This window comes from Lacticaseibacillus absianus (assembly GCF_013407595.1).
In the GTDB taxonomy this organism is placed as follows: domain Bacteria; phylum Bacillota; class Bacilli; order Lactobacillales; family Lactobacillaceae; genus Lacticaseibacillus; species Lacticaseibacillus absianus.
The window spans coordinates 571,866-597,594 of sequence record NZ_JABEKX010000002.1 but is presented as its reverse complement, the minus strand read 5'-3'; the positions used below and the strand labels follow the sequence as shown (position 1 = coordinate 597,594).

General features: G+C 62.2%; 21 protein-coding genes and 1 riboswitch. Of the genes, 2 read left to right on the top strand and 19 right to left on the bottom strand.

Annotated elements, in window-relative coordinates; genetic code table 11:
- Positions 1-11 precede the first annotated feature (11 nt).
- The 9 genes from holA to HII33_RS08160 form a co-directional block, all read right to left on the bottom strand.
- Positions 12-1,046, bottom strand: coding sequence for a DNA polymerase III subunit delta (holA, locus tag HII33_RS08200; protein WP_179395317.1), 1,035 nt, complete (start codon positions 1,044-1,046; stop codon positions 12-14).
- A complete protein-coding gene (locus HII33_RS08195; RefSeq protein ID WP_179395316.1) occupies positions 1,046-3,205 on the bottom strand; it encodes a ComEC/Rec2 family competence protein in 2,160 nt (719 codons plus the stop codon). Before HII33_RS08195 ends, holA begins: the two co-directional genes overlap by 1 nt.
- Positions 3,202-3,825, bottom strand: a complete 624-nt coding sequence (locus tag HII33_RS08190; protein ID WP_179395315.1) for a helix-hairpin-helix domain-containing protein — start codon at positions 3,823-3,825, stop codon at positions 3,202-3,204. The genes HII33_RS08195 and HII33_RS08190 overlap by 4 nt, the downstream gene beginning before the upstream one ends.
- A gap of 71 nt (positions 3,826-3,896) precedes the next feature.
- Positions 3,897-4,952 carry a SepM family pheromone-processing serine protease gene (locus HII33_RS08185; protein ID WP_179395314.1) on the bottom strand — a complete coding sequence of 352 codons (1,056 nt, stop codon included), beginning with the start codon at positions 4,950-4,952 and terminating at the stop codon, positions 3,897-3,899.
- The gene (coaD, locus tag HII33_RS08180; RefSeq protein WP_179395313.1) at positions 4,949-5,443 is read right to left on the bottom strand and encodes a pantetheine-phosphate adenylyltransferase; all 495 of its coding nucleotides are present in this window, start codon (positions 5,441-5,443) and stop codon (positions 4,949-4,951) included. The genes HII33_RS08185 and coaD overlap by 4 nt, the downstream gene beginning before the upstream one ends.
- 4 nt (positions 5,444-5,447) lie before the next feature.
- Entirely contained in the window at positions 5,448-6,002 is a 555-nt protein-coding gene (rsmD, locus tag HII33_RS08175; RefSeq protein ID WP_179395312.1) for a 16S rRNA (guanine(966)-N(2))-methyltransferase RsmD, read from the bottom strand.
- Positions 5,989-6,297: a YlbG family protein gene (locus HII33_RS08170; RefSeq protein ID WP_179395311.1), complete on the bottom strand. Its 309-nt coding sequence runs from the start codon at positions 6,295-6,297 to the stop codon at positions 5,989-5,991. Before HII33_RS08170 ends, rsmD begins: the two co-directional genes overlap by 14 nt.
- Positions 6,298-6,322: 25 nt before the next feature.
- Positions 6,323-9,757, bottom strand: a complete 3,435-nt coding sequence (locus tag HII33_RS08165; protein WP_179395310.1) for a pyruvate carboxylase — start codon at positions 9,755-9,757, stop codon at positions 6,323-6,325.
- A complete protein-coding gene (locus HII33_RS08160; RefSeq protein ID WP_179395767.1) occupies positions 9,750-10,913 on the bottom strand; it encodes an FtsW/RodA/SpoVE family cell cycle protein in 1,164 nt (387 codons plus the stop codon). Before HII33_RS08160 ends, HII33_RS08165 begins: the two co-directional genes overlap by 8 nt.
- A gap of 522 nt (positions 10,914-11,435) precedes the next feature.
- On the opposite strand from HII33_RS08160, the gene HII33_RS08155 reads away from it, so the two are divergent.
- Positions 11,436-12,722 (top strand): O-acetylhomoserine aminocarboxypropyltransferase/cysteine synthase family protein, encoded by a 1,287-nt coding sequence (locus tag HII33_RS08155; protein ID WP_179395309.1) that lies wholly within the window; start codon positions 11,436-11,438, stop codon positions 12,720-12,722.
- Positions 12,723-12,806: 84 nt separating this feature from the next.
- On the opposite strand, the gene typA is transcribed toward HII33_RS08155, so the two are convergent.
- The 9 genes from typA to HII33_RS08110 form a co-directional block, all read right to left on the bottom strand.
- Entirely contained in the window at positions 12,807-14,651 is a 1,845-nt protein-coding gene (gene typA / locus HII33_RS08150; protein WP_179395308.1) for a translational GTPase TypA, read from the bottom strand.
- Between the two features lie 124 nt (positions 14,652-14,775).
- Complete coding sequence (locus tag HII33_RS08145; RefSeq protein ID WP_179395307.1) at positions 14,776-15,579, bottom strand: inositol monophosphatase family protein; 804 nt, start codon at positions 15,577-15,579, stop codon at positions 14,776-14,778.
- Positions 15,576-15,860, bottom strand: a complete 285-nt coding sequence (locus tag HII33_RS08140) for a UPF0223 family protein (protein ID WP_179395306.1) — start codon at positions 15,858-15,860, stop codon at positions 15,576-15,578. Before HII33_RS08140 ends, HII33_RS08145 begins: the two co-directional genes overlap by 4 nt.
- Positions 15,857-16,747, bottom strand: coding sequence for a Rossmann-fold NAD(P)-binding domain-containing protein (locus HII33_RS08135; RefSeq protein WP_179395305.1), 891 nt, complete (start codon positions 16,745-16,747; stop codon positions 15,857-15,859). Before HII33_RS08135 ends, HII33_RS08140 begins: the two co-directional genes overlap by 4 nt.
- Before the next feature lie 302 nt (positions 16,748-17,049).
- Positions 17,050-18,453, bottom strand: coding sequence for a dihydrolipoyl dehydrogenase (lpdA, locus tag HII33_RS08130; protein WP_179395304.1), 1,404 nt, complete (start codon positions 18,451-18,453; stop codon positions 17,050-17,052).
- A 2-nt stretch (positions 18,454-18,455) separates the two neighbouring features.
- Positions 18,456-20,075, bottom strand: coding sequence for a dihydrolipoyllysine-residue acetyltransferase (locus tag HII33_RS08125; RefSeq protein ID WP_179395303.1), 1,620 nt, complete (start codon positions 20,073-20,075; stop codon positions 18,456-18,458).
- Between the two features lie 15 nt (positions 20,076-20,090).
- A complete protein-coding gene (locus HII33_RS08120) occupies positions 20,091-21,068 on the bottom strand; it encodes an alpha-ketoacid dehydrogenase subunit beta (protein WP_179395302.1) in 978 nt (325 codons plus the stop codon).
- Between the two features lies 1 nt (position 21,069).
- Positions 21,070-22,176, bottom strand: coding sequence for a pyruvate dehydrogenase (acetyl-transferring) E1 component subunit alpha (gene pdhA / locus HII33_RS08115; protein WP_179395301.1), 1,107 nt, complete (start codon positions 22,174-22,176; stop codon positions 21,070-21,072).
- Between the two features lie 282 nt (positions 22,177-22,458).
- The gene (locus HII33_RS08110; RefSeq protein ID WP_179395300.1) at positions 22,459-23,271 is read right to left on the bottom strand and encodes a P-type ATPase actuator domain-containing protein; all 813 of its coding nucleotides are present in this window, start codon (positions 23,269-23,271) and stop codon (positions 22,459-22,461) included.
- A gap of 202 nt (positions 23,272-23,473) precedes the next feature.
- A riboswitch (M-box (ykoK) riboswitch) is annotated at positions 23,474-23,636 on the bottom strand.
- Positions 23,637-23,766: 130 nt separating this feature from the next.
- Between HII33_RS08110 and def the strand changes: the two genes are divergently transcribed.
- Positions 23,767-24,321 (top strand): peptide deformylase, encoded by a 555-nt coding sequence (gene def, locus HII33_RS08105; RefSeq protein ID WP_179395299.1) that lies wholly within the window; start codon positions 23,767-23,769, stop codon positions 24,319-24,321.
- Between the two features lie 82 nt (positions 24,322-24,403).
- Here the strand turns inward: def and HII33_RS08100 are convergent, their stop codons facing one another.
- Positions 24,404-25,639: a dicarboxylate/amino acid:cation symporter gene (locus tag HII33_RS08100; RefSeq protein ID WP_179395298.1), complete on the bottom strand. Its 1,236-nt coding sequence runs from the start codon at positions 25,637-25,639 to the stop codon at positions 24,404-24,406.
- Positions 25,640-25,729 lie beyond the last annotated feature (90 nt).

The following is a 25,729-nucleotide window of genomic DNA, read 5'->3' as shown; positions in this document are numbered from 1 at the left end:
TTGGCCGCCGGCTACGCGCGTTGCGGTTGCCCGCCGCAGTAACGCAGGACGAACAGCTCGAACGCCAGCGACTTATCGATCTGGCCGGTCTTCATCGCCGTTTCGGTGTCGACCAGGCCGATGTACGCCTGCCGAAGCGCCTGCGCACTGACCCGGTTGACCTGCTGCAAGGCGAGCTTGACGCGGTACGGGTGCACCTTCAGTGCGCTGGCCAGGCTCCCCTGGCTGTACCCTTTTTGCGCAAGGATCTGGGTTTGAAGCAGCAGGCGAAACTGGCTGATCAACAGGCTGTTGAGCCGGATCGGCTCCTCTTTTTGGAGCAGCAAGTCGCGGTACAGGCTCAGCGCCTGCGTCGCGTTGCGGGCGACGACGGCGGCTACGAGGTCAAATACCCGGTCCGTCAGCTGTTTGGGCACCAAGGCGTCGATCGCCGCTTCATCAAGCGGCTGCCCCCCCTGCGCGTACAGCGCAAGCTTGGGGAGCTCCCCCATCATCACGCTGTAATCACCTGCCGTCCGCTGGACCAGGGCCGCCAAGGCGGCCGGCGTGATCTCGGTGTGCTGCTGCGCCAGCGCTTGGCGGATCGCGGATTGGGCCGCGCGCTGGTCCAACGGTTTAACGTCTACGACGACCGCGGCCTTTTTCAGCGCCTTGGTCAAGCGCTTGCGCTCATCCAGCTTCGGGTAAGCGGCGACCACGACCATCACCGTCGACTCGACCGGGTGAGTGAGGTACGCGGTCAACCCCTCCAAATCATGGGTGACTGGGACCTTCGGCGTTTCTCCGGTCAAGAAAAACGGGTCTGTGATCACGACTTCGCGGAAGTCCCCAAAAAACGGGGGCGACGTTGCATCATCCAGCGCGACGGCCACCGGCGTCTGCCGCATGTCGTAGCTCGCGTAGTTCATCGTCGCCTGATCAGGCGGCACCAGCGCACGCAGCGCCGCGAGCGCTCGGTCCAGCAGGGCGCGCTCCGTGCCCAGTAACACGACCAGCGGTGGGCGCAGGCCCTGGTTCAACTGTTGGATCAGTTCATCAACTTGCATCACTCAGTCCCTTTCAAAAACGTGTGCAGGGTGCGCCCCTCCAGCCAGATCATCCCCGCCGTTGCCGTCGTGAGCACTGGGACCTTGGCGGCAGCCAGCGTCTGTAGCGTCTCGGCGTGTGGGTGACCGTAGCGGTTCGCAACCCCCGCCGAGATCCACGCCCACTGTGGGGCGATCTGCGCGATGAACGCCGGGTCTGTCGCGGTCCGCGACCCATGGTGGCCAACTTTCAAAAAGTCCACCGTCAGTTGCTGGGGCATCAACGTCGTCTGTTCAACGGTACGGTCCGCATCCCCTGTCATCAACCAATCGCTGCCTCCTATTTTACCATAGAGGACCAGCGAATCCGCGTTTTTCTCCGTCGCGGTCGCGGCGGTCGGTGCGACCACCCGCAAGCTGATCATACCCGCCCGAAGCGTTGCCCCGGCCAAGACCTGGCGGTGTTGGGTGACTTGACCCGCCAACGCGGCCTGGACATACGGGTGCGCCGCTGCCAATGGCGTGGTGTACAGCGTCGTCACCGGCATCAATTGCGTCAGCAGGCCAGCATCCCCGACGTGATCGGCATCGGCGTGGGTCAGCACCAGCGCGTCCAGGTGCGCCAAGCCGCGCGCGTGCAGGTAATTGACGATCGCCGCTTTGGCCGGTGGGTTGCGCCGGGTCCCGAATCCCAGTCCGCCGGTGTCGATCAACACGACCCCTTGCTTATAGGGCGCTTCGATCAACAGGGCGTCGCCTTGACCGACATCAAACATGGTCACCCGCCACTGCGCGTGAACATTGACGATCAGCCAGCTCACCGCGAACCAGCCGCCAACGAGCCCCCACCGCTTGCGGACCAGCGCACGCAGGATCAGCCCCACGCCCAGCAGCGCAAGCCCCGCCGGCAAGGCGCCAAAGATCACCTGACCGGGCAGCTGCCCTGCACGCTGGAGCTGCTGCTCGCCGACCGTCAACACAGCACCCAACACGCCGGTCAGCGGCCCCTTCGGCCACAGGCAGACGATCACCAGGGCCGGCATCAAGCCGAGCTCGAATACCGGCATCAATAGCCAGTTGAAGCCCACGGTCAACACATGCAACCGGTACGTCTGAGCGAGGATCACCGGGGCAGACACTGCGGCCAGTCGCCAAGTCGTGCCCCAGCGGGTCGCCCCCGGCGCCAATATCAGCACCCCGGTCAGCAGATAGGTCAGCTGCCCGCCCAACGTGTGCAACACGTACGGCTGGACCAACAGGTTCAACGCAAGCACGAGGCTGAAGCAGTCGAGCTTCGTCAGCATCAATTGCAGCCGGTCGTTGACCAACAGCGCGATGCGCAGCCACACGGCGCGCATGATCCCTGCGCCCGCTGGGAGCAGGACCAATAGCGCCGGTAGCGTGGCGATCAACAGCCAGTCGATCGCCGCCTTCGGGAGCCGCAACCGGTCCGTCAAGGCGTACAAGGCGCCGATCAACGCAAACAGATGCAGCCCTGACACCGAGAACAGATGGAAGAGCCCTAGGTCGATGAACGTCTGGCGCTGCGCGTCAAAATCGGCGTCGAGCTGGCCAAGCAACAAGCCCTTGGCGTAGGTCTGGACCTTGGCCGGTAGCTGAGCCAGGTGCAGCATCAGGCGTGCCCGCAGCCCATGAAGCCACTCGCCAAGCCCCCGCGGCGTCACGACGGTCAAGCTGAGCGCCTGCTTGGGGCTCTGGTAGGCCAGCTGTTGTTGTTGCCAGGCGTAGTCGGCATAATCGAACTCGTATTGATTACGCGCCCCGCTCAGGCGCGTCGCCGGGCCCTGCCAGGTCACGAGCGTCGGTGTCGTCACCCGTGCAAGCTGTGCGGCCTGTGCGTCGGTCAGGGTCACCTGGCCACTGATCCTCACGCCGTTAGCCGCTTGGCCGACGTAGCGCGCCATGCCCGCCTGCAGGGTCCACGCCGTTGGCATCACGCGGACCACCCCCACCGGGCGCGGCGGGGCAGCCGTCTGCTGCGCCATCACGGCCCCGCGCGCGAGGCCCAGGAGCACCCCGACCCCGATCAGCGGCCCGGCGAAGCGCCAGCTCTTGAAGCTCGCCCAACCGATCAAGAGCAGTCCCAGCCACCAGGGTTGCAGGATCAGGAGCAGTCCACCCAGCAGCGCCGCGATTCCGAACACGCCCTGCCGGCTCATGGTCCGACCGTCACTAACGGCGCCAGGCGTTCGTAAGTTTTCTCACCGATCCCGCTGACGTTCTTCAGGTCCTCGACCGTCTTGAACCCCCCACTGGTCTCACGGTAGGCGATGATGTCTGCGGCCTTTTTCGGCCCGATCCCGCTCAGCGTCTGCAGTTCCGCCTCGGTCGCCGTGTTGAGGTCGACCAACGTGCCGCTTGCGCTCGCCGCGCTGGCCCCACTTGCGCCCGGTGCCGGCGCCACGGCTGCTTCCCCTTTACTCGGAATGTAGAGGCTTTCCTGGTCGCTAGCGAACTTGGCCAAGTTGATCTGCGTGATGTCGGCGACTGGCGTCAGCCCGCCGGCTGCCTTGACCACGGCGTCCCAGCGGGTGGTCGTCGTCACCGGGTAGAGCCCAGGATGCACGACGGCCCCTTTGAGGTGAACGACCCCCGCCTGCGGCCCGCTTCCGCTACTCGTAGCCGTCGAACGGCTGGCGGTGCTGGTGCTGACGCTAGCTGTCAGCGGTTCAACGCTGGCCGGCTGCGGCCGCGCCTGCCACCAGAGCCACCCCAGCACTGCGACGACGACTAACGGGACGACCCAATATAGGCGCACCCACTCCTTAAGTTGATCCATCTGACTCACCTCCATTCACAGGAAGATTTCGCCAGTTGGCCCAAAAAAACCGCGACATCGTCACGGCTTCCTTAACGGTTCTGTAAGTAATCGACGGCGTCTTGCAAGGTGCGGACCGGCACGATCTTCATCTTGGTCCCGATCGCTGCGGCCGTCTTCTTGGCAACTGCGTAGTTATTCTGATAAGTCGGATCGACCTTCAGGATCGCCTTGGTCGCCGGTTCGTCCGGGGCGAAGAACACCTTCGCCCCCGTCTTATCCGCGATCACGACTTTCTTGTCGATCCCACCGATCTGGCCGACTTGGCCAGCGGCGTCGATCGTTCCGGTCCCCGCGATCAGCTGACCGTCGCGTAACTGCTGACTGGTGATCAGCGTATAGGTCTGGAGCGCAAACATCAGCCCCGCACTCGGTCCGCCGATGTCACCGGCATCGATCGCGACCTTGGGCGTCGTCTTGACCGTCGTATGCTCCGTCAGCGTGATGCCGATGCCCGCCTTGTGGGTCCCTGGAAGTTGCATCAGCTTGCCGCTGGCGTGGTGGACCTTGCCTTGGCGCGTGTAGGTCAACGTCAACCGACTGCCGACCTTACGTCCTTGGATCGCCTTGATGTAGGCATCTGCGCTGGCATAACGCCGTCCGTCCAGCTGTGTGATCGTGTCACCGAGCTGGAGCTTGCCCTTGAACGGCGACTGCTTGAGGATCGACATCACGTAGATGCCAAGCTGATTCACGGTGACCGGGCGCTTGGCCAGCTTGAAGGCCGCGACCACCGCGTTAGTGCCCGCACTTTGGATGTAGTAGCGCTGCAACAGATCATATTCGGCGCTGGTGTCGCTACCCATCAGCTCCTGTTTGGACATCGTCTCCGCATAGGGCTGAAACTTGCTCCACAACAGGAGCGCCGGGCTGGCCGGGCCGATCACGCCGACGGTGGTCAGCATGTAGGCGCCTTTTTCCGTATCTTTGTGCTGGTCAACCGTGACGTAAGGCTTGAGGGACTCGGCTGAGCCAGGCACCTCGATGTAGCGATTCGTCGGCCAAAACAGCAGCCCCCCGACGACCACCACCAGCCCCAAGGCCAGCGCGAGCCAGCGCCACCAACGGTGAGTCCGCTTCGTCGTCATAGGCGCTCACCGCCAAACTTGGCCTTCAACGCCGCATCGACGTTAGCCGGGACCAGCGCACTGACGTCGCCACCAAAACTCGCGACTTCCTTGATCAGGCTGGAGGAGATGAAGCGGTAGCGCTTATCCCCGAACAACAGCACGGTCTCGATCTCTGGCGCCAGGTTCGCGTTCATGTCTGCGATGCCGCTTTCGTAATTATAGTCCGCGGTGTTGCGCACGCCACGAATCAGGGCCGTCGCGCCGATCTGGCGGGCGTACTCGACCGTCAGCATCGCCGGCTGGGCAACCACACGCACGTTGGCCAACGCGGCGACCGCCCCGTCGATCAGGGCGAGCTTCGTCGCCGCGTCGAATAGCGGTGCCTTGCTCGTATTCGTCATCGCCGCGATCACGACTTCGTCGAACAAGCGGCTGGCCCGGGTCACCGTATCGAGGTGCCCGTTCGTGAAGGGGTCAAAACTCCCCGGAAACAATGCGATCTTCGTCATACCATCACTCACTTCGCTCTAGGATCAAAACTTGCGCCACGCCGTAGGTCTGGTGGCGCAGCTGCGTGTACCCCACGATCTCTGCGGGGTACTCGACATCGAGGCCGGTCTCCAGCATCACCCGCCCACCCGGGGCGAGCAGGTCGTGGGTCAAAAATGCGGCCAGTTGCGTCAACACAGTCTGTTGGGCGTATGGCGGATCGGCCATGATCAGGTCGAACTGCTGGTGCGCCGCCCCGAACTGGGCGATCGCCCGGTCCACTGGGGCTTTGAGCACCGTGAAGCGCTCGGGGGCCTTGGTCAAGGCAACATTCGCGTGGATCGTCTTGATTGCCGCGAACTGGCGATCGACCAATGTTGCGTGGGCCATTCCGCGCGATACCGCCTCGATCCCGAGTGCCCCAGTGCCAGCATACAGGTCGAGCGCCTGCCCACCGGCAAATTGCTGCCCCAGCATGTTGAACATCGATTCCTTGACCTTGTCTGCGGTCGGCCGGGTCTGATCCCCCGGCACGGCGTTCAGCCGGCGGCCGCGAAAATCACCACTAATGACGCGCATTAGGTCCTCCCTTCGGGGCATCGTCGTCTTCGTCGTCTTCCAGCGCCGCCAAACTGCGCTGGCCACCGTATTCAGTGGCGAGGCTCGGTTGCATCGAGACCTCGACTCGCTTGACGAAGCGCAACTTCTCCAGCTTTTCTTGCGCGGCCGGGATCTGCGCTGCATCAAGGTACAGATAGACGTACTTCATGCGCTTGGAGACATACAGCACGCTGCCGTAATGGCGCAATGCCTTGATCTGCTTGAGTGAATAGACCCAAACCACCAGTCCCTGACGCGGGGTAAGCGCTAGCATGTCCTTTCCTCCTTGCGTGTGTCACTCAATTCTGGGCGGCTGGCTTCAGGATCGCCAGCAGCTCCTGGCTCTGGACTAGGTCGCCTTCTGCGACGTACAGATGCCGCACTGTACCACTGAACGGCGCGTGCACCGTGGTTTCCATCTTCATTGCCTCGGTGACGAACAGCGGCTCACCTTCCGCCACCGTCTGCCCGACCGTCACGGCGACGCTCAGGATCCGCCCGCCCATCGGAGCCGGGATCTGGTTCTTGTCGGTCGGCTCGGCCAGCTGGTGACTGGCGGTCGCGTGCTGAACACTGGCATCGCGGACTTGCGCCTCGCGCTTTTGGCCGTTGACGGTGAAGTACAGCGTCCGCTGACCGCTGGCATCGGGTTCGCTGATCGCATCCAGCTGCATGATCATCATCTGACCCGGCCGCAGCAGCACCCGCACCCGCTCGCCGACCCGCATCCCCTGGAAGTACGTCGGGCTATCCAGCGTGGTGACGGGGCCGTATTGCCCCTGACGCTTCAGGTAGTCCTTGTAGACGTCCGGGTAGAGGATCGCCGAGAGCACTTGCGCCTCGCTCGGATGCGGCACACCAGCCGCCTTCAGCGTCGTCCGCACCGCGTCGAAGTCGACGGGTTCCGCCAGGCGCCCTGGCCGCACGGTCAGTGGGGCCTGCCCCTTGAGGATCTTTCGCTGCAAGGTAGCCGGGAATCCGCCGACAGGCTGCCCCAAGTCGCCGCGGAAAAAGTCCACGACGGACGCCGGGAAGTCCAGCGTTTCGCCGTGATCCAACACCGCTTCTGGGGTCAGGTCGTTTTGCAGCATGAACAGCGCCATATCCCCAACGACCTTCGACGACGGGGTGACCTTGATCAGGTCCCCGAACAGCGTGTTGACCTGCGCGTACATCGACTTGACCGCCTCGAAGTCGGTCAGGCCCATGCTCTTGGCCTGTTGCTGCAGGTTCGAGTACTGGCCGCCTGGCATCTGCACGGTGTAGATGTCGGTCAGCGGCCCGGTGACATTGTTGGCAAAATCAGCGTAGTACGGCCGGATCGCCTGGAAGTACTGGTTGAGGTGCTCGGCGTTCGTGATCGCCAGGTCGGGCTGCCGCGGGCTCCCCGCCAGCGCGTAATAGAGGCTCTCCATCGACGGCTGACTGGTGGTCCCAGACATCGCCGACTGCGCCACGTCGACCACGTCGACGCCGGCGCGGACCGCCTGTACGTAAGTCGCCACCCCGTTGCCGGTCGTGTCGTGCGTGTGCAGGTGAAGCGGGACGTCCACCGCGTCCTTCAAGTCGCTGATCAACTCATAGGCCGCCTGTGGCTTGAGCAACCCCGCCATGTCCTTGATCGCCAGAATGTTCGCACCAGCGTCGACGAGCTGCCGCGCCAGGTCGATGTAGTAGGCGCGGTCGTACTTCGGATGCGCCGTACTCAAGATGTCACCGGTGTAACACATCGTGCCTTCCGCCAACTTACCGGTCTCGCGCACCGCGTCGATCGAATGCGTCAACTGCGGGACCCAGTTCAGCGAGTCAAAGATCCGGAAGACATCGATTCCGTTCGCCGCGGCCACCTTGATGAACTGCCGGATCACATTGTCCGGATAGTTCTGGTAGCCGACCGCGTTACTGCCCCGAAACAGCATCTGGAACAAGGTGTTCGGCATCGCTTCGCGCAGCAGCGCCAGGCGCCGCCACGGATCTTCGTTCAAGAAGCGGTACGCGACGTCGAACGTCGCCCCGCCCCACATCTCCATCGAAAACAGGTTCGGCAGCGCATTGGCCATGTCCGGGGCAACGCGCAGCATGTCGCGCGTCCGCATCCGGGTGGCAAACAGGCTCTGGTGCGCATCGCGGAACGTCGTATCCGTCAGCATCACCCGTGGCTGGTCGGCCAACCACGCGGCAACGGCCTCAGGCCCGTCCTGCGCGAGCAACTGCACCAGGTTGACCTTCGGTGCCGCCTGCGGGAACTGCAGGCGGTAGCTCCAATCTGGGTAATACTTCTGGTCGTGGCGCTCTAACCCCGGAAAGCCGTTGACGGTGATCTCCCCGACATAGGCGAGCAGCTGGTCGGTGGTGTTGCGCGCCGGCTTGAGCTTGAACAACTGAGGGGTCGCGTCGATGAAGGTCGTCTCCGCTTGCCCCTTCTGGAACGTCTCCGAGCGCAGCACATTTTCGAGGAACGGCAGATTGGTCTTGACCCCGCTGATGCGAAATTCACGCAAGGCGCGCTGCATCTTCCGCACGGCGCCCTCGAAGGTCGCGGCGTGCACCGAGGTCTTGACTAGGAGCGAATCGTAATACGGGCTGACGATCGCGCCGGCGTAAGCGTTCCCGACGTCGAGGCGGACCCCGTAGCCCCCGGGACTGCGGTACGTTGTGATCGTGCCCGTGTCCGGCATGAAGTTGTTCGCCGGGTCCTCCGTGGTGATCCGGCACTGGATCGCGGCACCGCGGAAGCTCAGCGCGTCTTGGTGCGGCAGCCCGATGTCGTCAAACAGGTCCGCCCCTGCGGCGACTCGCAGTTGGCTCTGCACGATATCGACGTCGGTGATCAGCTCCGTGATCGTGTGTTCGACCTGCACGCGCGGGTTGACCTCGATGAAGTAAAACTGGTCCCCTTCGACCAGGAACTCGACGGTACCAGCGTTTTCGTAGTTCAAGCTTGCCATCAGCGCGACCGCGGCGCGGCAGATCTCGGCGCGCAACTCAGGCGCCAGGCCGATCGCCGGGGCGATCTCGATCACCTTCTGGTTGCGCCGCTGCACGGAACAGTCCCGCTCAAACAGGTGGATCAGGTGACCGTGCGTGTCGCCGAGGACCTGCACCTCGATGTGCTTGGCGGAGCGGATATACTTCTCGACGTACATCCGGTCGTCGCCAAAGCTTGCGACCGCTTCATTGACCGCGTTTTGGTAGACCGCACGCAGTTCTTCTTCGGAGTGCACGATCCGCATCCCCTTGCCGCCGCCACCGCTGGCCGCCTTGAGCATCACGGGGAAGCCATGCGTCTGCGTGAAGGCGAGGATCTCCTCGAAGTCCTGCGTCGGCTCCGGGGTCCCGGGGATGGTCTGCAGCCCGGCGGCGTGGGCGGCGGCCTTGGCCGCGACCTTATCGCCAAAGATGTCTAGAAGCGCTGGCCGCGGCCCGACGAAGGTCAACCCAGCTGCGGCGACCTTGCGCGCGAACGTCGCGTTTTCGGACAGCAACCCGTAGCCGGGGTGGATCGCGTCAGCACCGCTGACCTTGGCGATGCGGATGATGTCATCCATATCCAGGTAAGCCGCGATCGGGGCCTTGCCGGCACCCACTTGGTAAGCCTCCTGCGCCTTGAACCGGTGGATCGCCAGCTCGTCTTCTTTCGCAAAGATCCCGACCGTCTTGAGCCCGAGCTCCTCGGCGGCGCGGAAGATCCGGACCGCGATCTCCCCGCGGTTTGCCACTAACACTTTATGCATGCGTGCCCTCCTTGGCCTTTTTTTCACTTGCACTGATGTTGAGCATCAGCCCGACGCTGATCGACAGCACCAGCATACTGGAGCCCCCGTACGAGATGAACGGGAGCGTGACCCCGGTGACCGGGATGACCCCGCTCACCGCCCCGACGTTGAAGATCGTCTGGATCAGCATCATCGTCGCGATGCCGTATGCGATCAGCGCATGGTAGTTGTTCTTCGCCCGGATCCCGATCAGGTAAAACCGCCCGATCAAGAAGAAGATGCCGATGATCACAAGGCTCGCGCCGAGTAACCCCAGCTCCTCAGTGATCACCGCGAGGATGAAGTCGGTATACGGCTCTGGCAGGTAACCCAGCTTCTGGCTGCTCATGCCCAGACCGACACCCCAAAAGCCGCCGTGCGCGATCGCCAACAGCGAGTTGACCACCTGCCCGCCCTCAGTCTTGACCATGTCAAAGGGGTGAAACGCCGCGACGAGCCGCCGCAGCTGGTAGCTGTGCTTGAGCACCGTCTCGGGGATCTTGACCTGCGACAGGCCGTAGTAAGCCGCCCCGCCGAGGCTACCGAACAGCAGGCTCATCCCGATGCCCAGCCGCAGTGAGATCCCGCTGGCAAAAAGCATGATCAGCGCGATCATGGTCAGGATGATCGCCCCCCCGGTATCCGGCTGGCTGAGGACCAACACGATGCAGACGGCCACGATCATCAGCGGCCCCCAGAGCTCGCGCACCTGGAAGTCCGGCCGGCGCATCTCGTCTTGGCGCTGCGTGAACATGTACGCGAGGTAGAGGATCACCGCCAGCTTGGCAAACTCAGCCGGCTGGATGTGCACTGGCCCAAGTGGGATCCACGCGACCGCCCCGTTGACCGCGGCCTTAGGGTCGAGTTTGCCCTGCACGACCAGGATCAAGAGGCCCGTGAAGATCAGCACCCACATCCCCACTTGCGCCCACTTCGAGCGCAGGAGTGACAGCTTGAAGTAATAGAAGAACGCAACTAGCATCACCCCGAGCAGCACGAACAGCAGCTGCTTGATCATCACAGATGTCTCGGCGTCGCCGAAGTGCACCCGCACGTAATACGCACTGGCGGAATAGACCATCACCACACCGGTTGCACACAGCACCAGGAATGGGATTAAGATGTAGTAATCCATGTAGCGGAGTTTCTTGAACACGGCACTCGCCCTTTCACGGCAAAATGTTGTCTCGATTATACCATACGTTCCGCGCCGGCGCGCCGCGGTGCGTCGATCCTTGCGGCGGCCGCGCGGGCTTTTTTTCAAAAAAGCATTGCAATCCGATTAAGAAACGATTATATTCAGAATCAATCAATGGCAACGAAGAGATAAGTACCTCTGGGCGCGCGCGCAGAGAGCCGGGGTGGGTGTGAGCCGGTCGCGCAACCGTTGGGAATATGGTCTCTGAGCCAGTGACGCGGCGAGCTTCGGTGAGCGGCGTCCGGGCGCGCCCGTTAACGCGCTAGGGTATCCGTGCAGTGTGGCACGCGTACCCGATGAGTGGTCGCTAGCGATAACGATCAAAACAACGGGTGGTAACACGACTTGTCGTCCCGGGAACTTCAGTTGAAGTTCCCGGGCTTTTTTTGTCCCTGTTGGCCAGATCTGCCCCGCTCCCCACTCGATATGTCGCACACCGCTTCTAAAGGAGATCACCACATGACCGATCCAACTTATCACTTCGAGACCCTGCAGTTGCACGCCGGCCAAGAGGAACCGGACCCGACCACCGGTGCTCGGGTCACCCCGATCTACCAGACCGCCAGCTTCGTGTTCAAAGACGCCCAGCAGGCCGCGGACCGCTTCGCCTTGCGCGACGCCGGTAACATCTACGGCCGCCTGACCAACCCGACCAACGCGGCACTAGAGACCCGCATCGCCGCCCTAGAAGGCGGCACCAGTGCGATCAGCCTGGCCAGCGGCGCCGCCGCAGTGACCGCCGCGATCTTGAACATCGCCGGTAGCGGCGACCACATCGTCAGCGCCGCCACGATCTACGGCGGGACCTACGAGCTCTTCGCCGAGACCTTCCACCGGCTCGGCATCGACGTGACCTTCGTCGACCCCGATGACCCCGCCAACTTCGAGGCGGCGATCCAGCCGAACACCAAGGCGCTGTTCTTTGAGTCGCTGGGTAATCCCGCCATCAACATCGTCGACTTCGAGGCAGTCGCTGCGATCGCCCACCGGCACCAGATCCTGACGATCGTTGACTCCACCTTTGCGACACCGTACCTGATCCAGCCGCTGGCACACGGCGCCGACATCGTCGTCCACTCGGCGACCAAGTTCATCGGCGGTCACGGCGCGACGCTGGGCGGGCTGATCATCGAAAACGGTCAGTTCGACTACCGCGCCTCCGGCAAGTACCCCGGCTTCACGACCCCGACCCCATCTTACAACGGCCTCGTCTGGGCCGACCTAGCCCCGGCCGCGTTCACCACCAAGATCCGCGCGGAGCACTTGCGCGACACCGGTGCCACCTTGGCCCCCCAATCCGCTTGGTACTTGCTCCAGGGCCTTGAGACCCTGTCACTGCGCGTCGAGCGCCACGTCGCCAACGCGCGCAAAGTCGTCCAGTTCCTCGAGGCGCACCCCAAAGTCGCTTGGGTCTCCTACCCCGAAGCGACTGGCTCCAAGTACGGGGCGCTCGCCCAACGCTACTTCCCCAACGGCACCGGCTCGATCTTCACGTTCGGCTTGAAGGCGGGGCGCGCCGGGGCGATCCAGCTGATCGACCACTTGACCCTGTTCTCGCTCCTGGCGAATGTCGGCGATGCGAAATCGCTGATCATCCACCCGGCCTCGACCACGCACGCCCAGCTCAGCGACGCGCAACTCCAGACCGCCGGGATCACGCCGGACCTGATCCGCCTGTCGGTCGGGATCGAGAACATTGACGACCTATTGGCCGACTTGACCCAGGCCCTGGCGACGGTCGACTGATCGCCCGTTGGTGCTTGTCGCCGCTTCAGGCCCAACAAAAAAACCGTTTCGCGTCTGGCGAAACGGTTTTTTAACGGTCTTGGGTTACAGGTCCTTGGCCATCTTACGGCGCTTGTCCGCTTTCTGGCGCTCACCGGTGTTCAGGATCTTCTTGCGCAGACGCACGGACGTCGGCGTCACTTCGCAGAGCTCGTCATCGTTCAGGAACTCGATGGACTCTTCCAAAGACAGGTGCTTCGGGGTCTTGATCGCAGCCGCGTGGTCCTTACCAGATGCACGGGTGTTGGTCAGGTTCTTCCCCTTAGTCGCGTTGACGGCGATGTCGTTGTCGCGGCTGTTTTCACCGACGATCATCCCCTCGTACACATCGACCCCAGCGTCGATGAACAGCTGACCGCGGTCCTCGATGCTCTGCAGGGAGTAGGTCGTGCTCTGGCCGGCGTTGATCGAGACCAGCGCCCCGGTATTCCGCCCGGGTTCCCAGTTCTTGATCACCGGCATGTACTTCTCGAAGGTGTGGTTCATGATCCCATACCCACCAGTCGAAGACATGAATTCGCTGGAGTAGCCGATCAAGCCACGGGAAGGCGCGAGGAAGACCATGCGGGTCTGACCGTTACCTTCGTTGACCATGTTGATCATGTCACCCTTACGCTTCGCCATCGCGTCGATGATCGAGCCGGTGTATTCTTCCGGCGTGTCGATCTGCACTTCTTCGAACGGTTCGCTCATCACGCCGTCGATGTCGCGGTAGATCACTTCCGGGCGGCCGAGTTGTAACTCGAACCCAGCCCGACGCATCTCTTCGACCAGGATGGACAGGTGCAGTTCCCCACGCCCGGAGACCATCCAGGCCCCCGCCTGATCCGTCGGCTCAACGCGCAGTGAAACGTCTGTCTGCAGCTTGGAGTTCAGGTAGTCTTCGATCTTGCGCGCCGTCACCTTATCGCCTTCGCGACCGGCAAACGGGCTGTCGTTTTGCAAGAACAGCATCTGCAACGTCGGCGGATCGATCCGTAGCACCGGCAGTGCTTCTGGCTGGCTCGCGTCGGCGACCGTCTCGCCGACGAAGATGTCATCCATCCCCGACACGGCGATCAGGTCCCCGGCCTTGGCCGTCTGCACTTCGACCCGCTTGAGGCCGAAGAACCCAAACAGCTTGGTGACCCGGAAGTTCTTCTTGGTCCCGTCAAGCTTCAGCACGGACACGGAGTCGCCCACAGAGATCGTCCCGCGGAAAACGCGCCCGATCCCGATCCGCCCCACGTAGTCGTTGTAGTCCAGCATCGCGACTTGGAACTGCAGCGGTTCGTCGGTGTTGTCTTCAGGTGCTGGAATCGTCTTGATGATCGTATCGAACAGCGGCACCATGGTGTGTTCCTGGTCCGCCGGGTCATCGGAATAGCTAGACGTCCCGTTGATCGCACTCGCGTACACGATCGGGAAGTCGAGCTGGTCGTCTTCGGCGCCAAGGTCGATGAAGAGTTCCAGCACTTCGTCAACGACTTCGGCCGGACGGGCGCCTGGCCGGTCGATCTTGTTGATCACGACCACCGGGGTCAGGTGCTGCTCCAGCGCCTTCTTCAGCACGAAGCGCGTCTGTGGCATGGTGCCTTCGAACGCGTCCACGATCAGCAGCACGCCATCGACCATCTTCATGATGCGTTCCACTTCACCACCGAAGTCCGCGTGCCCGGGGGTATCCACGATGTTGATCGTGGTGTCCCCGTACTTGACTGCCGTGTTCTTCGACAGGATGGTGATCCCGCGTTCCTTTTCAATGGCGTTAGAGTCCAGCGCCCGGTCCCCGATGCTCATGTGCTCGGCGAGGGTGTCGGATTGCTTCAGCATCTCGTTGACCAACGTCGTCTTCCCATGGTCAACGTGGGCAATGATGGCAATGTTGCGAATATCGTCGCGTGTCTTCACGTGTGTTAACTTCCTTTCAGCGTGTCGCTTTTGGTTACGGCATAAAAAAACGTGTCGGTTCGACACAGTCTTCGGTTACACATTATAGCACAGCCAAGGTGGTTGTGGCAGTTTTCTGAAAACTTTATTTTGGGTGCACGAAACCGCTCTCGGGTGACGCGATAATCGTCAAGATCGTCGCGTGCGCCTGCGGCATCGCCGCGACCACCAGTCCGGCTTCCAGCAGGTCCACCGGCGTGCCATCCGGGCGGGTCACCCGCAACCCGAACCCGGCGCCGATCGCCATGCCGGCAGCGACGTCCCAGGGCTGCAGGTAGGACACATAGCCGACCTGTTGCCCTTGGGCGATGGCGAGAAACTCCATGCCGGCGCTGCCGGTCATGCGCGGCCCGGCACTCGCCAAGGCGATCTCGCCGAGGTGCATCCGATTGCGGATCACCATCGGCGCGTTGACCCCGAGCAACCCGTCAGCCAGCGCCCGGTCCGGGACCGGTGGCAACGGCACCCCGTTTTTGGTCGGGGCCAGCGTCGGTCCCCCGGTGATCAGCTCGTCCCGCATCACGTCAAGGATCGCCCCATACAGCGGGACGCCGTCTTGGTACACCCCGATCATCACGGCGAAGTGCGCGCGTTGCTTGACGAAGTTCATCGTGCCGTCGATCGGATCGACGAAGAACACGAGCCCCGCCAGCCGGTCGAGCTTCGCTGCGCCCCCTTCTTCCCCTTCAACGTGGGCATTCGGATAGGCCGCGTGGATCTGATCGATCAAAAACGCCTGGTTCGCCCGGTCCACGTTCGTCACCAAGTCGTTGCGGTTCGTCTTGGTCGTCACCGCGACCGGGGCCGCCATCGCCGCCAGGATCCGGCGCCGGCTCTCGTCCAGCCAGTTGCGGACCTGCCGATCAAGGGTCGTGAGCACCACCGTCATGGCGCCACCCGCAGTTTGAGCCGCGGCGCGGTACTCGTCTTCGCGGCCTTGACCACCTGGTACAGCGAATAGCCCGAGTCCGCCTCGAAGGCGCGACCCAACTGGCGCTCGGTGCCCTTGTCCGGGACGACTGACTTGAAACCGTTATACGCTGCGAGCAGGTTCGCGCGGTCCACGCCTTTTTCGTAGGCATCCTCGACCAGCGAATAGAACGTCGTGACCTGGATCATCTCGTCTTTGGTCCAGTCTAGGTCTAATGGGTATTGGTAGTTTGGTTTCATCCTTCATCACTCTCCTGTTGGATCTCAGTCAGCTTCGCCATCACGCCGGCAGTGATCGCCGCGACCTCCTGCTGCTCGGCATCGGACCCGCTGACGCGCGCCACCTGCGTCACGCCGCGCGCGTCGATCAACATCGGCTGCGATAGGGCTAACGGCGTCTCCGCGGCGTCGACCAGCGTCGCCACCGGCGTCAGCAGCGCGTCACCGGCCAAGGCGGCGATCAACCGGCGCACCGACGCGGCAATCACGAACTCGTCTGCGGCGTCCGCGAACGCCTGACACGCTTGCACCGCATCGCCCATCAGCGCCGCCGGGTCACCGTCTTTGAGCAGACTCAACACCGGCGTTGCACCGACATACGCACGGCTCCACAACAAGGCGTAATCGCGCTGCGTCCCCACCGCATACGCCGTCACGGTGTCGACTGGCACCGCCAGCCGCGTCGCCAAGAAGCGCCGGAAGCAGGCCGTCAGTGCCTGCGTGCCGACCCCCAGCACGCTTGTCTTCGGCAGACCGGAGATCCGCTGCGCAAAAAACGTCCCGACCGCGCTTTCCTGGGTCGCCACCAGCACCACGCCGCCGAAACCGGCGGCCATGGCCGTGTTGAGCACCTTGCGCATCTGCGCGACCGTACTGGCGCGCTGGGCGGCAGCCGGCGCATCACTGTAATCCGTGAACACCAACACGTCGGCCATCCCCAGCACTTTAGGGGTCGCTTTTTGGATCTGATTCGCCCCAAGCGTTGCCAGCGCTTCAAGGGCAGGTAGTGCCACCGCACCAGGCTCCGGGGTCTCCACCGCCAGCGCGAGGGCCAGGTCACTTTGGATCAACGTCGCCGCCACGCAGGCTGTCGCCCGGCTCTGGCCGCATACCACCACTCTTTGCATCCCACTTCCTCCATATACTTCTGTATTTTACGCATTTTGGTCACAAAACACAAAACCGGCTTTCGTCAGGCGACCACCCGTTGACACAGCGCCGGCCCGCTAAGCCCGTGGACCCTCGCTCTGGTCTCGTCGAGCTGCGGTTCCACAACGCGGCCACGTCTTGCCACGCCAACCCCCTCGCGCCCAACCCCGGGGCGCAATGCGCTTGCCTGAGCGAGCCGGCCCGCTAAGCCCGTGGGCCCTCGCTCTGGCAACCAAAAAGCGCCCAGGTCAGGAGGCTGACTTGGGCGCACTGTCTTCAGTTACAGGTTCACCGGCATCCCCAATGCGAGCTCGGCACCGTCCATGATCGCCTCACCCAGCGTCGGGTGCGGGTGGATCGTTAGCGCGAGGTCCTCGGCATTCAGCCCCGACTCCACGGCAACACTCAGCTCCGAGATCAGGTCGGACGCGCCTGGGCCGGCCACTTGCGCGCCGATGATCGTCCCCGCGGGATTGGTCACGAGGCGCACGAAGCCGTCCGTCTGCGCCAGCGAGATCGCCCGACCGTTGGCCGCAAATGGGAACTTCGCGGCCTTCGCCTTAATCCCCTGGTCCTCGGCTTGCGCCTGAGTCAGGCCCACTGAGGCGAGCTCCGGATCGGTGAAGCAGACCGCTGGCATCGCCTTGTAGTCGATGATATCCGGCTGGCCAGCGATCGCCGCAGCCGCGACCTTGCCCTCGTAGCTCGCCTTGTGCGCCAAGGCGGCCCCTGGCACGATGTCACCGATCGCGTAGATGTTTGGCACGCTGGTGCGCCCTTGGTTGTCGACCTTGATCAACCCCCGGTCCGTCGTCTCGACCCCGACAATGTCCAGTCCCAGGTTGTCCGTGTTCGGTCGGCGCCCAACGGTGACCATCACGTCATCCGCTTCAAGGGTGTGGTCCTGACCGTCAACGGTATAGGTGACGGTCACGCCGGTGTCGTGCTCTTCGGCGGTCTTGGCCATCGCGCCGGTGATCACGTCGACCCCGCGCGCCTTGAAGGACTTCGTGACCAGCTGCACCATGTCTTTTTCGAAGTTCGGCAAGATGCTCGGCGTCCCTTCAAGGATCGTCACATGGGCGCCAAGGTTCGCGTAGGCGCTCGCCAGCTCGGAACCGACGTACCCGCCGCCGATGATGACGAATTCCTTCGGCACTTCGGGCAGATTCAGGCCGCCGGTGGAATCGAGCACCCGCTGGCCGAACTTGAAGCCCTTGATCTCGATCGGCCGCGAACCGGTCGCAATGATCAGGTTGTTGAACGTATACGTCTGCGCGGAGTCTTTTTGCATCACGCGCAGGCTGTGGTCGTCCTTCAAGAAGGCCGTGCCCCAGACGACGTCGATCTTATGCTTCTTGAACAGCATGCCGACCCCGCCGGTCAGGCGCTCGACGACTTGGTGTTGCTTCCAGTCCTGCGTCTTGGCAAAATCCAGCGTCGCCCCGTTGCTCTGGACACCAAAGACGCTCCCGCCCTTAGCCTCCTGCAGCGCGTGCCCGGCGTTGATCAGTGCCTTGGAGGGGATACAGCCGACGTTCAAGCAGACCCCGCCGATGAAGGTATTCTCGATCACTGTGACCTTCTGGCCCAGCTGTGCAGCGCGGATCGCCGCCACGTAGCCGCCGGGGCCCGCCCCGATCACAACGGTGTCCAAATCAATTGCAAAATCGCCAACAACCATGCTTATCCCTCCATCAACAGCAGATCCGGATCTGCGAGCAGTGTCTTCAGTTCATTCAGCGCACGTTGTGCCAGTGCGCCATCGATCAAGCGGTGGTCGTAGCTCATCGACAGCTTCAACATGTTGCCGACCACGAGCTCACCGGCCGCATTGACCACCGGCTCCTTGGCGATCTTGCCGACGCCGAGGATCGCCACTTCCGGCTGGTTGATGACAGGCGTGAACCAGCCGCCACCGATACTGCCGACATTACTGATCGTCATCGAGCCACCGCGCATCTCGGCCGGCTTGAGCTTGCCGTCCACCGCCTTTTGCGCGTTTTCGCTGATCTCACGGGCGATCGCAAAGACAGACTTGCTGTCGGCGTTCTTGATCACAGGCACGTACAGACCATGCGGCGTGTCCGTGGCGATCCCGACGTTGAAGTAATGCTTATAGACGATCTCGTCGCTGCTGTTGTCGATCGATGCGTTCAGCGCCGGGAAGTCACGCAGCACTGTGACCAGCGCCTTGACGATGTACGGCAGGAAGGTCAGTTTGATCCCACGATCCGCCGCGACTTCCTTGTACTGCTTGCGGTGCGTCATCAGCTTGGAGACTTCCACCTCGTCAAAACTCGTGACATGCGGACTCGTCGCTTTGCTGGCCAGCATCGCCTTGGCGATCGCCTTACGCGTCGGGGTCATCTTCTCGCGGGTCTCGTATTCTGCCTCTTCAGGCGCAGGCTTGTACGCCGGCAGCGGTTGGGCCGCCGCTGGTGCGACCGGTGCAGCAGGCTGGGCTGGCGCCGGTCGATCGGCGGCCGGCGCGATCGGCGCGGCCGCAACTGGTGCACCGCCTGCCTTGAAGGCATCGATGTCCGCCCGCGTGATCCGCCCACGCTTGCCGGTGCCTGGCACTTGGGTCAGGTCGACGCCCTGGGTCCGGGCGTACTGACGCACCGATGGCATCGCTAAGATCTCACGGTCCGGGTCGACTGGTGCGCTCGGCACCGCAACCGCCGCTGGTGCCGCCGGCGCAGCCGCGACTGGTGCGACGGGGGCTGCTGAGGTTGGCGCCGCCGGTGCGGCCTCGTTGTGGCCTGGTGCGTCCATCTCGACGAGCACTTCACCGACGGTGGCGACCTGACCCTCAGGAACGAGCACCTGGAGGACTGTGCCGCTGACCGGTGACGGGATCTCCTCGACGCTCTTATCACTTTGGACTTCCAGCAACGTCTCGTCTTCAGCGATCTGGTCTCCTGCCGCGACGTGCCACTTGACGATCTCGCCTTCCGCGAGTCCTTCGCCGAGCTCCGGAAGCTTGAATTGGTAGACCCCGCCGGCAGCCGGTGCCGCCGCGGTCGCTGGAGCAGGCGTCGCGGCTGGGGCAGTAGGCGCCCCGGTCCCGTCGTCGATCTGAACCAACGGCTGGCCGACAGTGGCGACCGTGCCTTCAGGGACCAGGAGCGAAAGGACCTTGCCGGTCACCGGCGACGGGATCTCCTCGACGCTCTTGTCGTTTTGGACTTCCAATAGGGTGTCGTCTTCGTTGATCGTATCGCCTGGGGCAACGTGCCACTTGACGATCTCACCTTCCGCGATACCTTCACCGATGTCCGGTAATTTGAATTCATATGCCATGTCTGTTTCTCCTTCTTAGAACGCCACAATCTCGCGGACCTTGGCTTCAACGTCCTTCGCATTCGGCAGCCAAGTCGTCTCGGCCTCGCCGAATGGGAACGGGGTATCCGGGGCCGCCACTCGTCCGATTGGGGCCTCCAGTGACAGGATCGCACGCTCGGAGATCTCGGCGATCACGGTGCTGGCCACGCCAGCCATGCGCTGGGCTTCTTGAACGACGACCGCCCGGTGCGTCTTTTCGACCGAGGCGATGATCGTTTTCACATCCAGCGGGGCAATCGTGCGCAGGTCGATCACTTCGACCTCGATGCCGTCTTTGGCCAGGACGTCGGCCGCCTTCAGCGATTCGCGCACCATCGCGCCATAGGTGATGATCGAGACGTCGCGTCCCGGGCGAGCGACTGCGGCTTCATCCAATGGGACCGTGTAGGCCTCATCGGGCACTTCATCGCGGAAGGAACGGTACAGTTTCATGTGTTCCAGGTACAAGACTGGGTCATTGCTGCGGATCGCGCTGATCAAGAGTCCCTTGGCATCATACGGATTGCTCGGGACAACCACGCGCATCCCTGGGAATTGCGCGACAAGGCCCTCGAAATTATCTGAGTGCATCTCAGGCGTGTGCACGCCACCACCGAACGGTGCGCGGATCGTGATCGGCATCTCCCGCGTATTACCCATGCGGTAGCGCATGCGCGACATCTGCCCACCGATGCTGTCCATCACTTCAAAAATGAACCCGTAAAACTGGATCTCCGGAATCGGCCGCCAGCCGGTCAAAGCCAACCCGATCGCTAGGCCACCGATACCGGATTCGGCCAGCGGCGTGTCGAACACGCGGTCCTCACCGTGCTTGAGCTGCAACCCGTCAGTGGCGCGGAACACCCCGCCGTTTTGACCGACGTCTTCACCGAATACCAGCGTCTTCGGATCGGCCGCGAGTTCTAAGTCCAACGCATTCGTGATCGCTTGGATCATTGTTTTTTGAGCCATCTCACTTGGCCTCCTTTGCTTGGTACTGGGCGATCTGCTCGGCCACGTTTTGCGGTGCCACCTCGTAAGTGTTCTGCAAGAATTCAGAGACCTTCTGCTTCGGTGCCTGGTCGGCCTCAGTGATCGCCGCCTTGATGTCTGCCTTGGTCTGCTCGATCAACGCGTCTTCTTGCGCCTGCGACCACAAGCCTTTGGCGGTCAGGAAGTTCCGCATCCGGATCAGCGGGTCGCGCTTTTGCCAGATGTCGTCGGTCTCCTTGCTGCGGTAGCGCGTCGGGTCGTCCCCAGACAGGGTGTGAGGCCCGTAGCGATAGGTCAACGTCTCGATCAGGACCGGTCCGTTGCCAGCCGCGGCATACGCCCGCGCCTCCTTCATCACCTCGTAGACGGCCAGCGGGTCCATCCCATCGACCTGGATCCCCGGGATCCCCATCGCGACCGCCTTTTGGGCCAGCGTCTCCGCTGCGGTCTGCTTCTCACGCGGCACGGAGATCGCGTACTTGTTGTTCTGCACGACGAAGATCGCCGGCGCCTTGAACGCCCCTGCGAAGTTGACCCCTTCGTAGAAGTCGCCCTGAGACGTCCCGCCATCGCCGGTGTAGGTCCAGGCGACTTCGGTGCTGTTGTTCTTCTTCAGCCCCAGGGCGACGCCCGCCGTCTGCACGTACTGGGCCCCGATGATGATCTGTGGCGGCAACGCGTGCAACTCAGCCGGGTACTCATTGCCCTTGACGTGCCCCCGTGACCAGAGAAACACGTCAGCAACGCTCAGCCCGTGTTGGATGAGCTGCGGAATGTCGCGGTAGCCACCGAGGAGCCAGTCTGATGACTGCATCGCAAAGTTGCTGGCGAGTTGAGACGCCTCTTCGCCGCTCGTCGGTGCCCAAAAGCCCAGGCGGCCCTGGCGGTTGAGGGCCGTTGCGCGCTGGTCGAGCACGCGCGCCCAGACCATCTGTGTCATCAGTTCGACCAGTTCATCGTCAGACAGATCCGGCATCAAGTCGGCGTTCACGACCTCACCGACCTCATCAAGGATCTGCACTGTCGGGAAGTCCTTCGCCTGATTGCGCAACAACTGATCAAAATCAACTGCTTGCTGGTTTGCCATAGTTGGAACCCCTTTTCGTGTGTCTGTGTTCTGATTTTTTAGGAACTGTATTAGTTCAGCCCTTTACAATATGACTTTAACATCACGAAAGCGCGAATGCAAGCGTTTCACCCGCTAAGGGCAAAAAGTATAAATGCCTTAATCAAGCCTGTGAAAGCATTCACGGACCAAAAGAAACAGATTGAATTGTGAATTAGTACACATAGGTAACGCTCGGTATGGCTCAACCACGCAAAAACGCCTCGACGCGTGTCGAGGCGTTCAATCTCAAGTGTCTGTCAATTAGGCCCAGAGCCACGAGACGGGGTCCTGGTTGTAACGGAATGCGGCTTCTTTGGCCGAATGTCGCATCGGAGCAACCAGGGCACGACGCACCTGTGTCGTTGGGGTGGCGATCAGGCGCCGTACTGGCACCAGCGCGGTCGCGAGCAGCGGCCGGGCGGTGTGCTGGCGAAGGACCTGGGTCTGCACTTGACTGAACCAGGTGAGCGCCGCTGCGCGGAGCATCCCCAGGCCAGCCGCCAACGTCGGGCGAGTCAGCACCGGTGCGGCGAACAGCGTCTGGGCGTCCGTCGCGATGAAGCGGTTGTCTGCGATCGCGAGCACTTCGACGCGCGCATCGTGCAACACCCGGCTCCCTGCCAGCGCTACGCCGGTCGGCACCTGCCGACCGGTCAGCGCCAGCACCACGCGCAACCAACTCGTTGTGACAGTCGCTGCGTCCGTCAGCACATCAACGGGCAAAAGCTGGCCAGCACGGACCTGAACGAGGTCGCCGGCGACCAGTGCCTGCGCGTCGATCGCCCGAAGTAGCCCGTCGCGAACGACCAGCACCGACTGAGGGGCGTTGAACTGCATCAGCCAGCGCTTGAAGGCGGCATGGACCGCCATGCTCGCGCCAAAGATCAGCGTCGCCAGTGCGAAGCCGAGCCACGCAGCGTTGAACCAGGCGTCGGATAAGAACCCGAGGCCCGCGCCCAACAGGAGGACCGGCTGTAGCTGAAACGCTGGTGCCAAGATGCGCGCCGCGTGCCGCTGTGTGAATTGCTTTTGCTTGACCTGAATCCCGGTCAAGCCACTGCGTACTTGCATCATCGTCTGTCTCCTCTCTTCCCAGAGAGGCTAGAGACGTGCCGAATTTAATTTAGATTAAGTGGTGGCACATGCTCAAACCTTCCGGGATCTGCGTTATCCGGACTACCACCATCGATCGCTGTTTGTTTCATGCACTCACCACCCTTCCTTCACTCGCCGTTGCGCGTAAAAAAGCGCGCACCAATCGGGTATGCGCGCGATTACTGCATCCCAATCGTTTAGTTTTAGCACTATACGCCTAGAAGCGGACTTCAGTTGCATTAGCGCAGGCCTTTGTAGACAAGCGCAGTTGACTCATTGGCATCTCTGGATGTTTCTGAGCAGCAACATTGTTCGTATAGGAGCCTCACCTAACGGAAAGCACCGTATTTAGATTACTCTTATATCATACGCAATCTATCTCCTGCTGTCAAGGTGAGAGCTTGCAGATTGACTTTTTTGTTCCGCCGAGGTGTGGTAAAGTGGATTAGAAACCATGATATGGAGGTCACGCACGTGTATTTAATGAAAGACATTACCCGCGACGGCGAGCCCGTTCTGCGCCAGGTCGCGCAGCCAGTCGAGTTCCCGTTATCCGATGCAGACCGGCAACTCGCCCACGACATGATGGAGTACCTCGTGATCAGCCAAGACGAGGACGCCAACGAGAAGTACAAGCTGCGCCCCGGTGTCGGACTAGCCGCCCCTCAAGTGGGCGTCGGCGAGGCAATGGCCGCCGTCTTGGTCCCGGGTCCCGATGACGCCATTCTGTTCAAGGAAGTGCTCATCAACCCGAAGATCATCAGCCACAGTGTCCAAGAGGCCGCGCTGTCTGAGGGCGAAGGGTGCCTGAGCGTGGACAAGGACGTGCCCGGCTACGTCGTCCGCCATGACCGGATCACGATCCGCTACCAGAACCTCGACGGCGAGACCAAGAAGGTCCGGCTCAAGAACTACCCGGCGATCGTGTGCCAACACGAGATCGACCACCTCAACGGGATCCTGTTTTATGATCACATCGACAAGCAGCAACCGTTCCACATGGATCCTCAAGGGATCTTGATCGACTGACCCATTCGCCTCACGCGTTGCGTGGGGCGTTTTTTGTGCCCCTTGGCCCCAAAAAAACAGCCCGCAAGCGGGCTGTTGGGTCTCATTGGTGCGTCTGTTTGCGGCCCTCGACTAGGCGCGAAACGACCATGGACGCGGCGAGGTTCCCCGTCGAATTCAGTAGCGTCGCCGGCACGTCGATGATCGTCGAGATCACCAAGATCAGCGGGATCGCGTTGGTCGGGAAGCCGAACATCGTGACGATCAGCGTCTCGGCGATCATGCCGCCGACCGGGACTGCCCCCATCACCGCGCCGACGAAGAACCCGCCGGCAATGATCAAGAGGATGTTCATCGGATCCGTGATGTCGCGGCCGAATAGCAGGAACAAGAAGGCCACTTTGAAGACCCCGCCGATCGCGGAACCGTCTTTGTGGATGTTAGCCCCCAGCGGAATCACCGTGTCGACAATGTCGTCGGAGAGCCCCATCGCCTTGGCCGCCGTCAGGTTCGCCGGGATCGAGGCGGCCGAGGAGCTGGTCGCGATCGCCGTGATCGCCGGAACGGTCACATGCCGCCAGTAGTTTCGGACACTTTCGCGGCCGCCCGCCATGAACGCGTACAGCGTCAAGACGCCGAAGAAGTAGATCACGGTCAAAACGAGGTAGAGCACGAAGGCCCGCAGGTAACCGCCCACGATCTGACTGCCGAGGCTCCCGACGACGCTGGCGAAGTAGCAGGCCAGCCCGATCGGGGCATACTTCATGATGTAGTTGACCACCTTGAGTACAACGGCGTTCCCGGATTGCAGGAAGCGGCGGAAGAAATCCCCTTTGTCGCCGCTCGCTGACGTCGCGATGCCGACGAACAGGGAGAAGACGATCATCGCCATCATGTTCGACTTCGACAACAGCTTGGTGAAGTCATCCACGGTGAACAGCTCGACTAACCGCTGCAGGACCGGGATGTCCGATTGCTCGGCCTTCACGTTGCCCATCATCGCCTTAAGGCTGTCGACGTCCCCGGTCTGGATCAGCGGGAACAGCCGCACCCCAATGTAGCCGATCAACGTCGCGACGGCTGCGGTGAACAGGAAGACGGCGACCGTTGAGCCAAGGATCTTTCCCAGCCGGGCCTTGTTCCCCATCGACCCGATCGCACTGGTGATCGAAAAGAAGATCAGCGGGATCAAGATCATGTACATCAAGTTGAGGAAGAGTTCCCCGAACGGCTGTAAGACGCTCGCCTTGGGCCCGACGACGGCACCGACGATCCCACCGATGATCACGCCGCCCAGCAGCAGAAACGTTTCTTTATAATTGCTCCATAATTTGCGCATGAGATACTCCAGTCACTAATTTTTCATAAAATCAGCCTTTAGCCTACCGCATAACGTGTGCAGACACAAGTCTGAAGCGCGGGTGTTCGA

Coding starts and splice junctions, on each gene's coding strand:
- HII33_RS08195 (WP_179395316.1), bottom strand. CDS start 3,205: ATGAGCCGGCAGGGCGTGTTCGGAATCGCGGCGCTGCTGGGTGGACTG.
- HII33_RS08170 (WP_179395311.1), bottom strand. CDS start 6,297: ATGCTAGCGCTTACCCCGCGTCAGGGACTGGTGGTTTGGGTCTATTCA.
- lpdA (WP_179395304.1), bottom strand. CDS start 18,453: ATGGTTGTTGGCGATTTTGCAATTGATTTGGACACCGTTGTGATCGGG.
- rsmD (WP_179395312.1), bottom strand. CDS start 6,002: ATGCGCGTCATTAGTGGTGATTTTCGCGGCCGCCGGCTGAACGCCGTG.
- HII33_RS08100 (WP_179395298.1), bottom strand. CDS start 25,639: ATGCGCAAATTATGGAGCAATTATAAAGAAACGTTTCTGCTGCTGGGC.
- holA (WP_179395317.1), bottom strand. CDS start 1,046: ATGCAAGTTGATGAACTGATCCAACAGTTGAACCAGGGCCTGCGCCCA.
- HII33_RS08140 (WP_179395306.1), bottom strand. CDS start 15,860: ATGAAACCAAACTACCAATACCCATTAGACCTAGACTGGACCAAAGAC.
- HII33_RS08160 (WP_179395767.1), bottom strand. CDS start 10,913: ATGGATTACTACATCTTAATCCCATTCCTGGTGCTGTGTGCAACCGGT.
- HII33_RS08185 (WP_179395314.1), bottom strand. CDS start 4,952: ATGACGACGAAGCGGACTCACCGTTGGTGGCGCTGGCTCGCGCTGGCC.
- pdhA (WP_179395301.1), bottom strand. CDS start 22,176: ATGGCAAACCAGCAAGCAGTTGATTTTGATCAGTTGTTGCGCAATCAG.
- HII33_RS08110 (WP_179395300.1), bottom strand. CDS start 23,271: ATGATGCAAGTACGCAGTGGCTTGACCGGGATTCAGGTCAAGCAAAAG.
- HII33_RS08155 (WP_179395309.1), top strand. CDS start 11,436: ATGACCGATCCAACTTATCACTTCGAGACCCTGCAGTTGCACGCCGGC.
- HII33_RS08165 (WP_179395310.1), bottom strand. CDS start 9,757: ATGCATAAAGTGTTAGTGGCAAACCGCGGGGAGATCGCGGTCCGGATC.
- HII33_RS08135 (WP_179395305.1), bottom strand. CDS start 16,747: ATGCAAAGAGTGGTGGTATGCGGCCAGAGCCGGGCGACAGCCTGCGTG.
- HII33_RS08190 (WP_179395315.1), bottom strand. CDS start 3,825: ATGGATCAACTTAAGGAGTGGGTGCGCCTATATTGGGTCGTCCCGTTA.
- coaD (WP_179395313.1), bottom strand. CDS start 5,443: ATGACGAAGATCGCATTGTTTCCGGGGAGTTTTGACCCCTTCACGAAC.
- HII33_RS08145 (WP_179395307.1), bottom strand. CDS start 15,579: ATGACGGTGGTGCTCACGACCCTTGATCGGCAGGTCCGCAACTGGCTG.
- HII33_RS08125 (WP_179395303.1), bottom strand. CDS start 20,075: ATGGCATATGAATTCAAATTACCGGACATCGGTGAAGGTATCGCGGAA.
- HII33_RS08120 (WP_179395302.1), bottom strand. CDS start 21,068: ATGGCTCAAAAAACAATGATCCAAGCGATCACGAATGCGTTGGACTTA.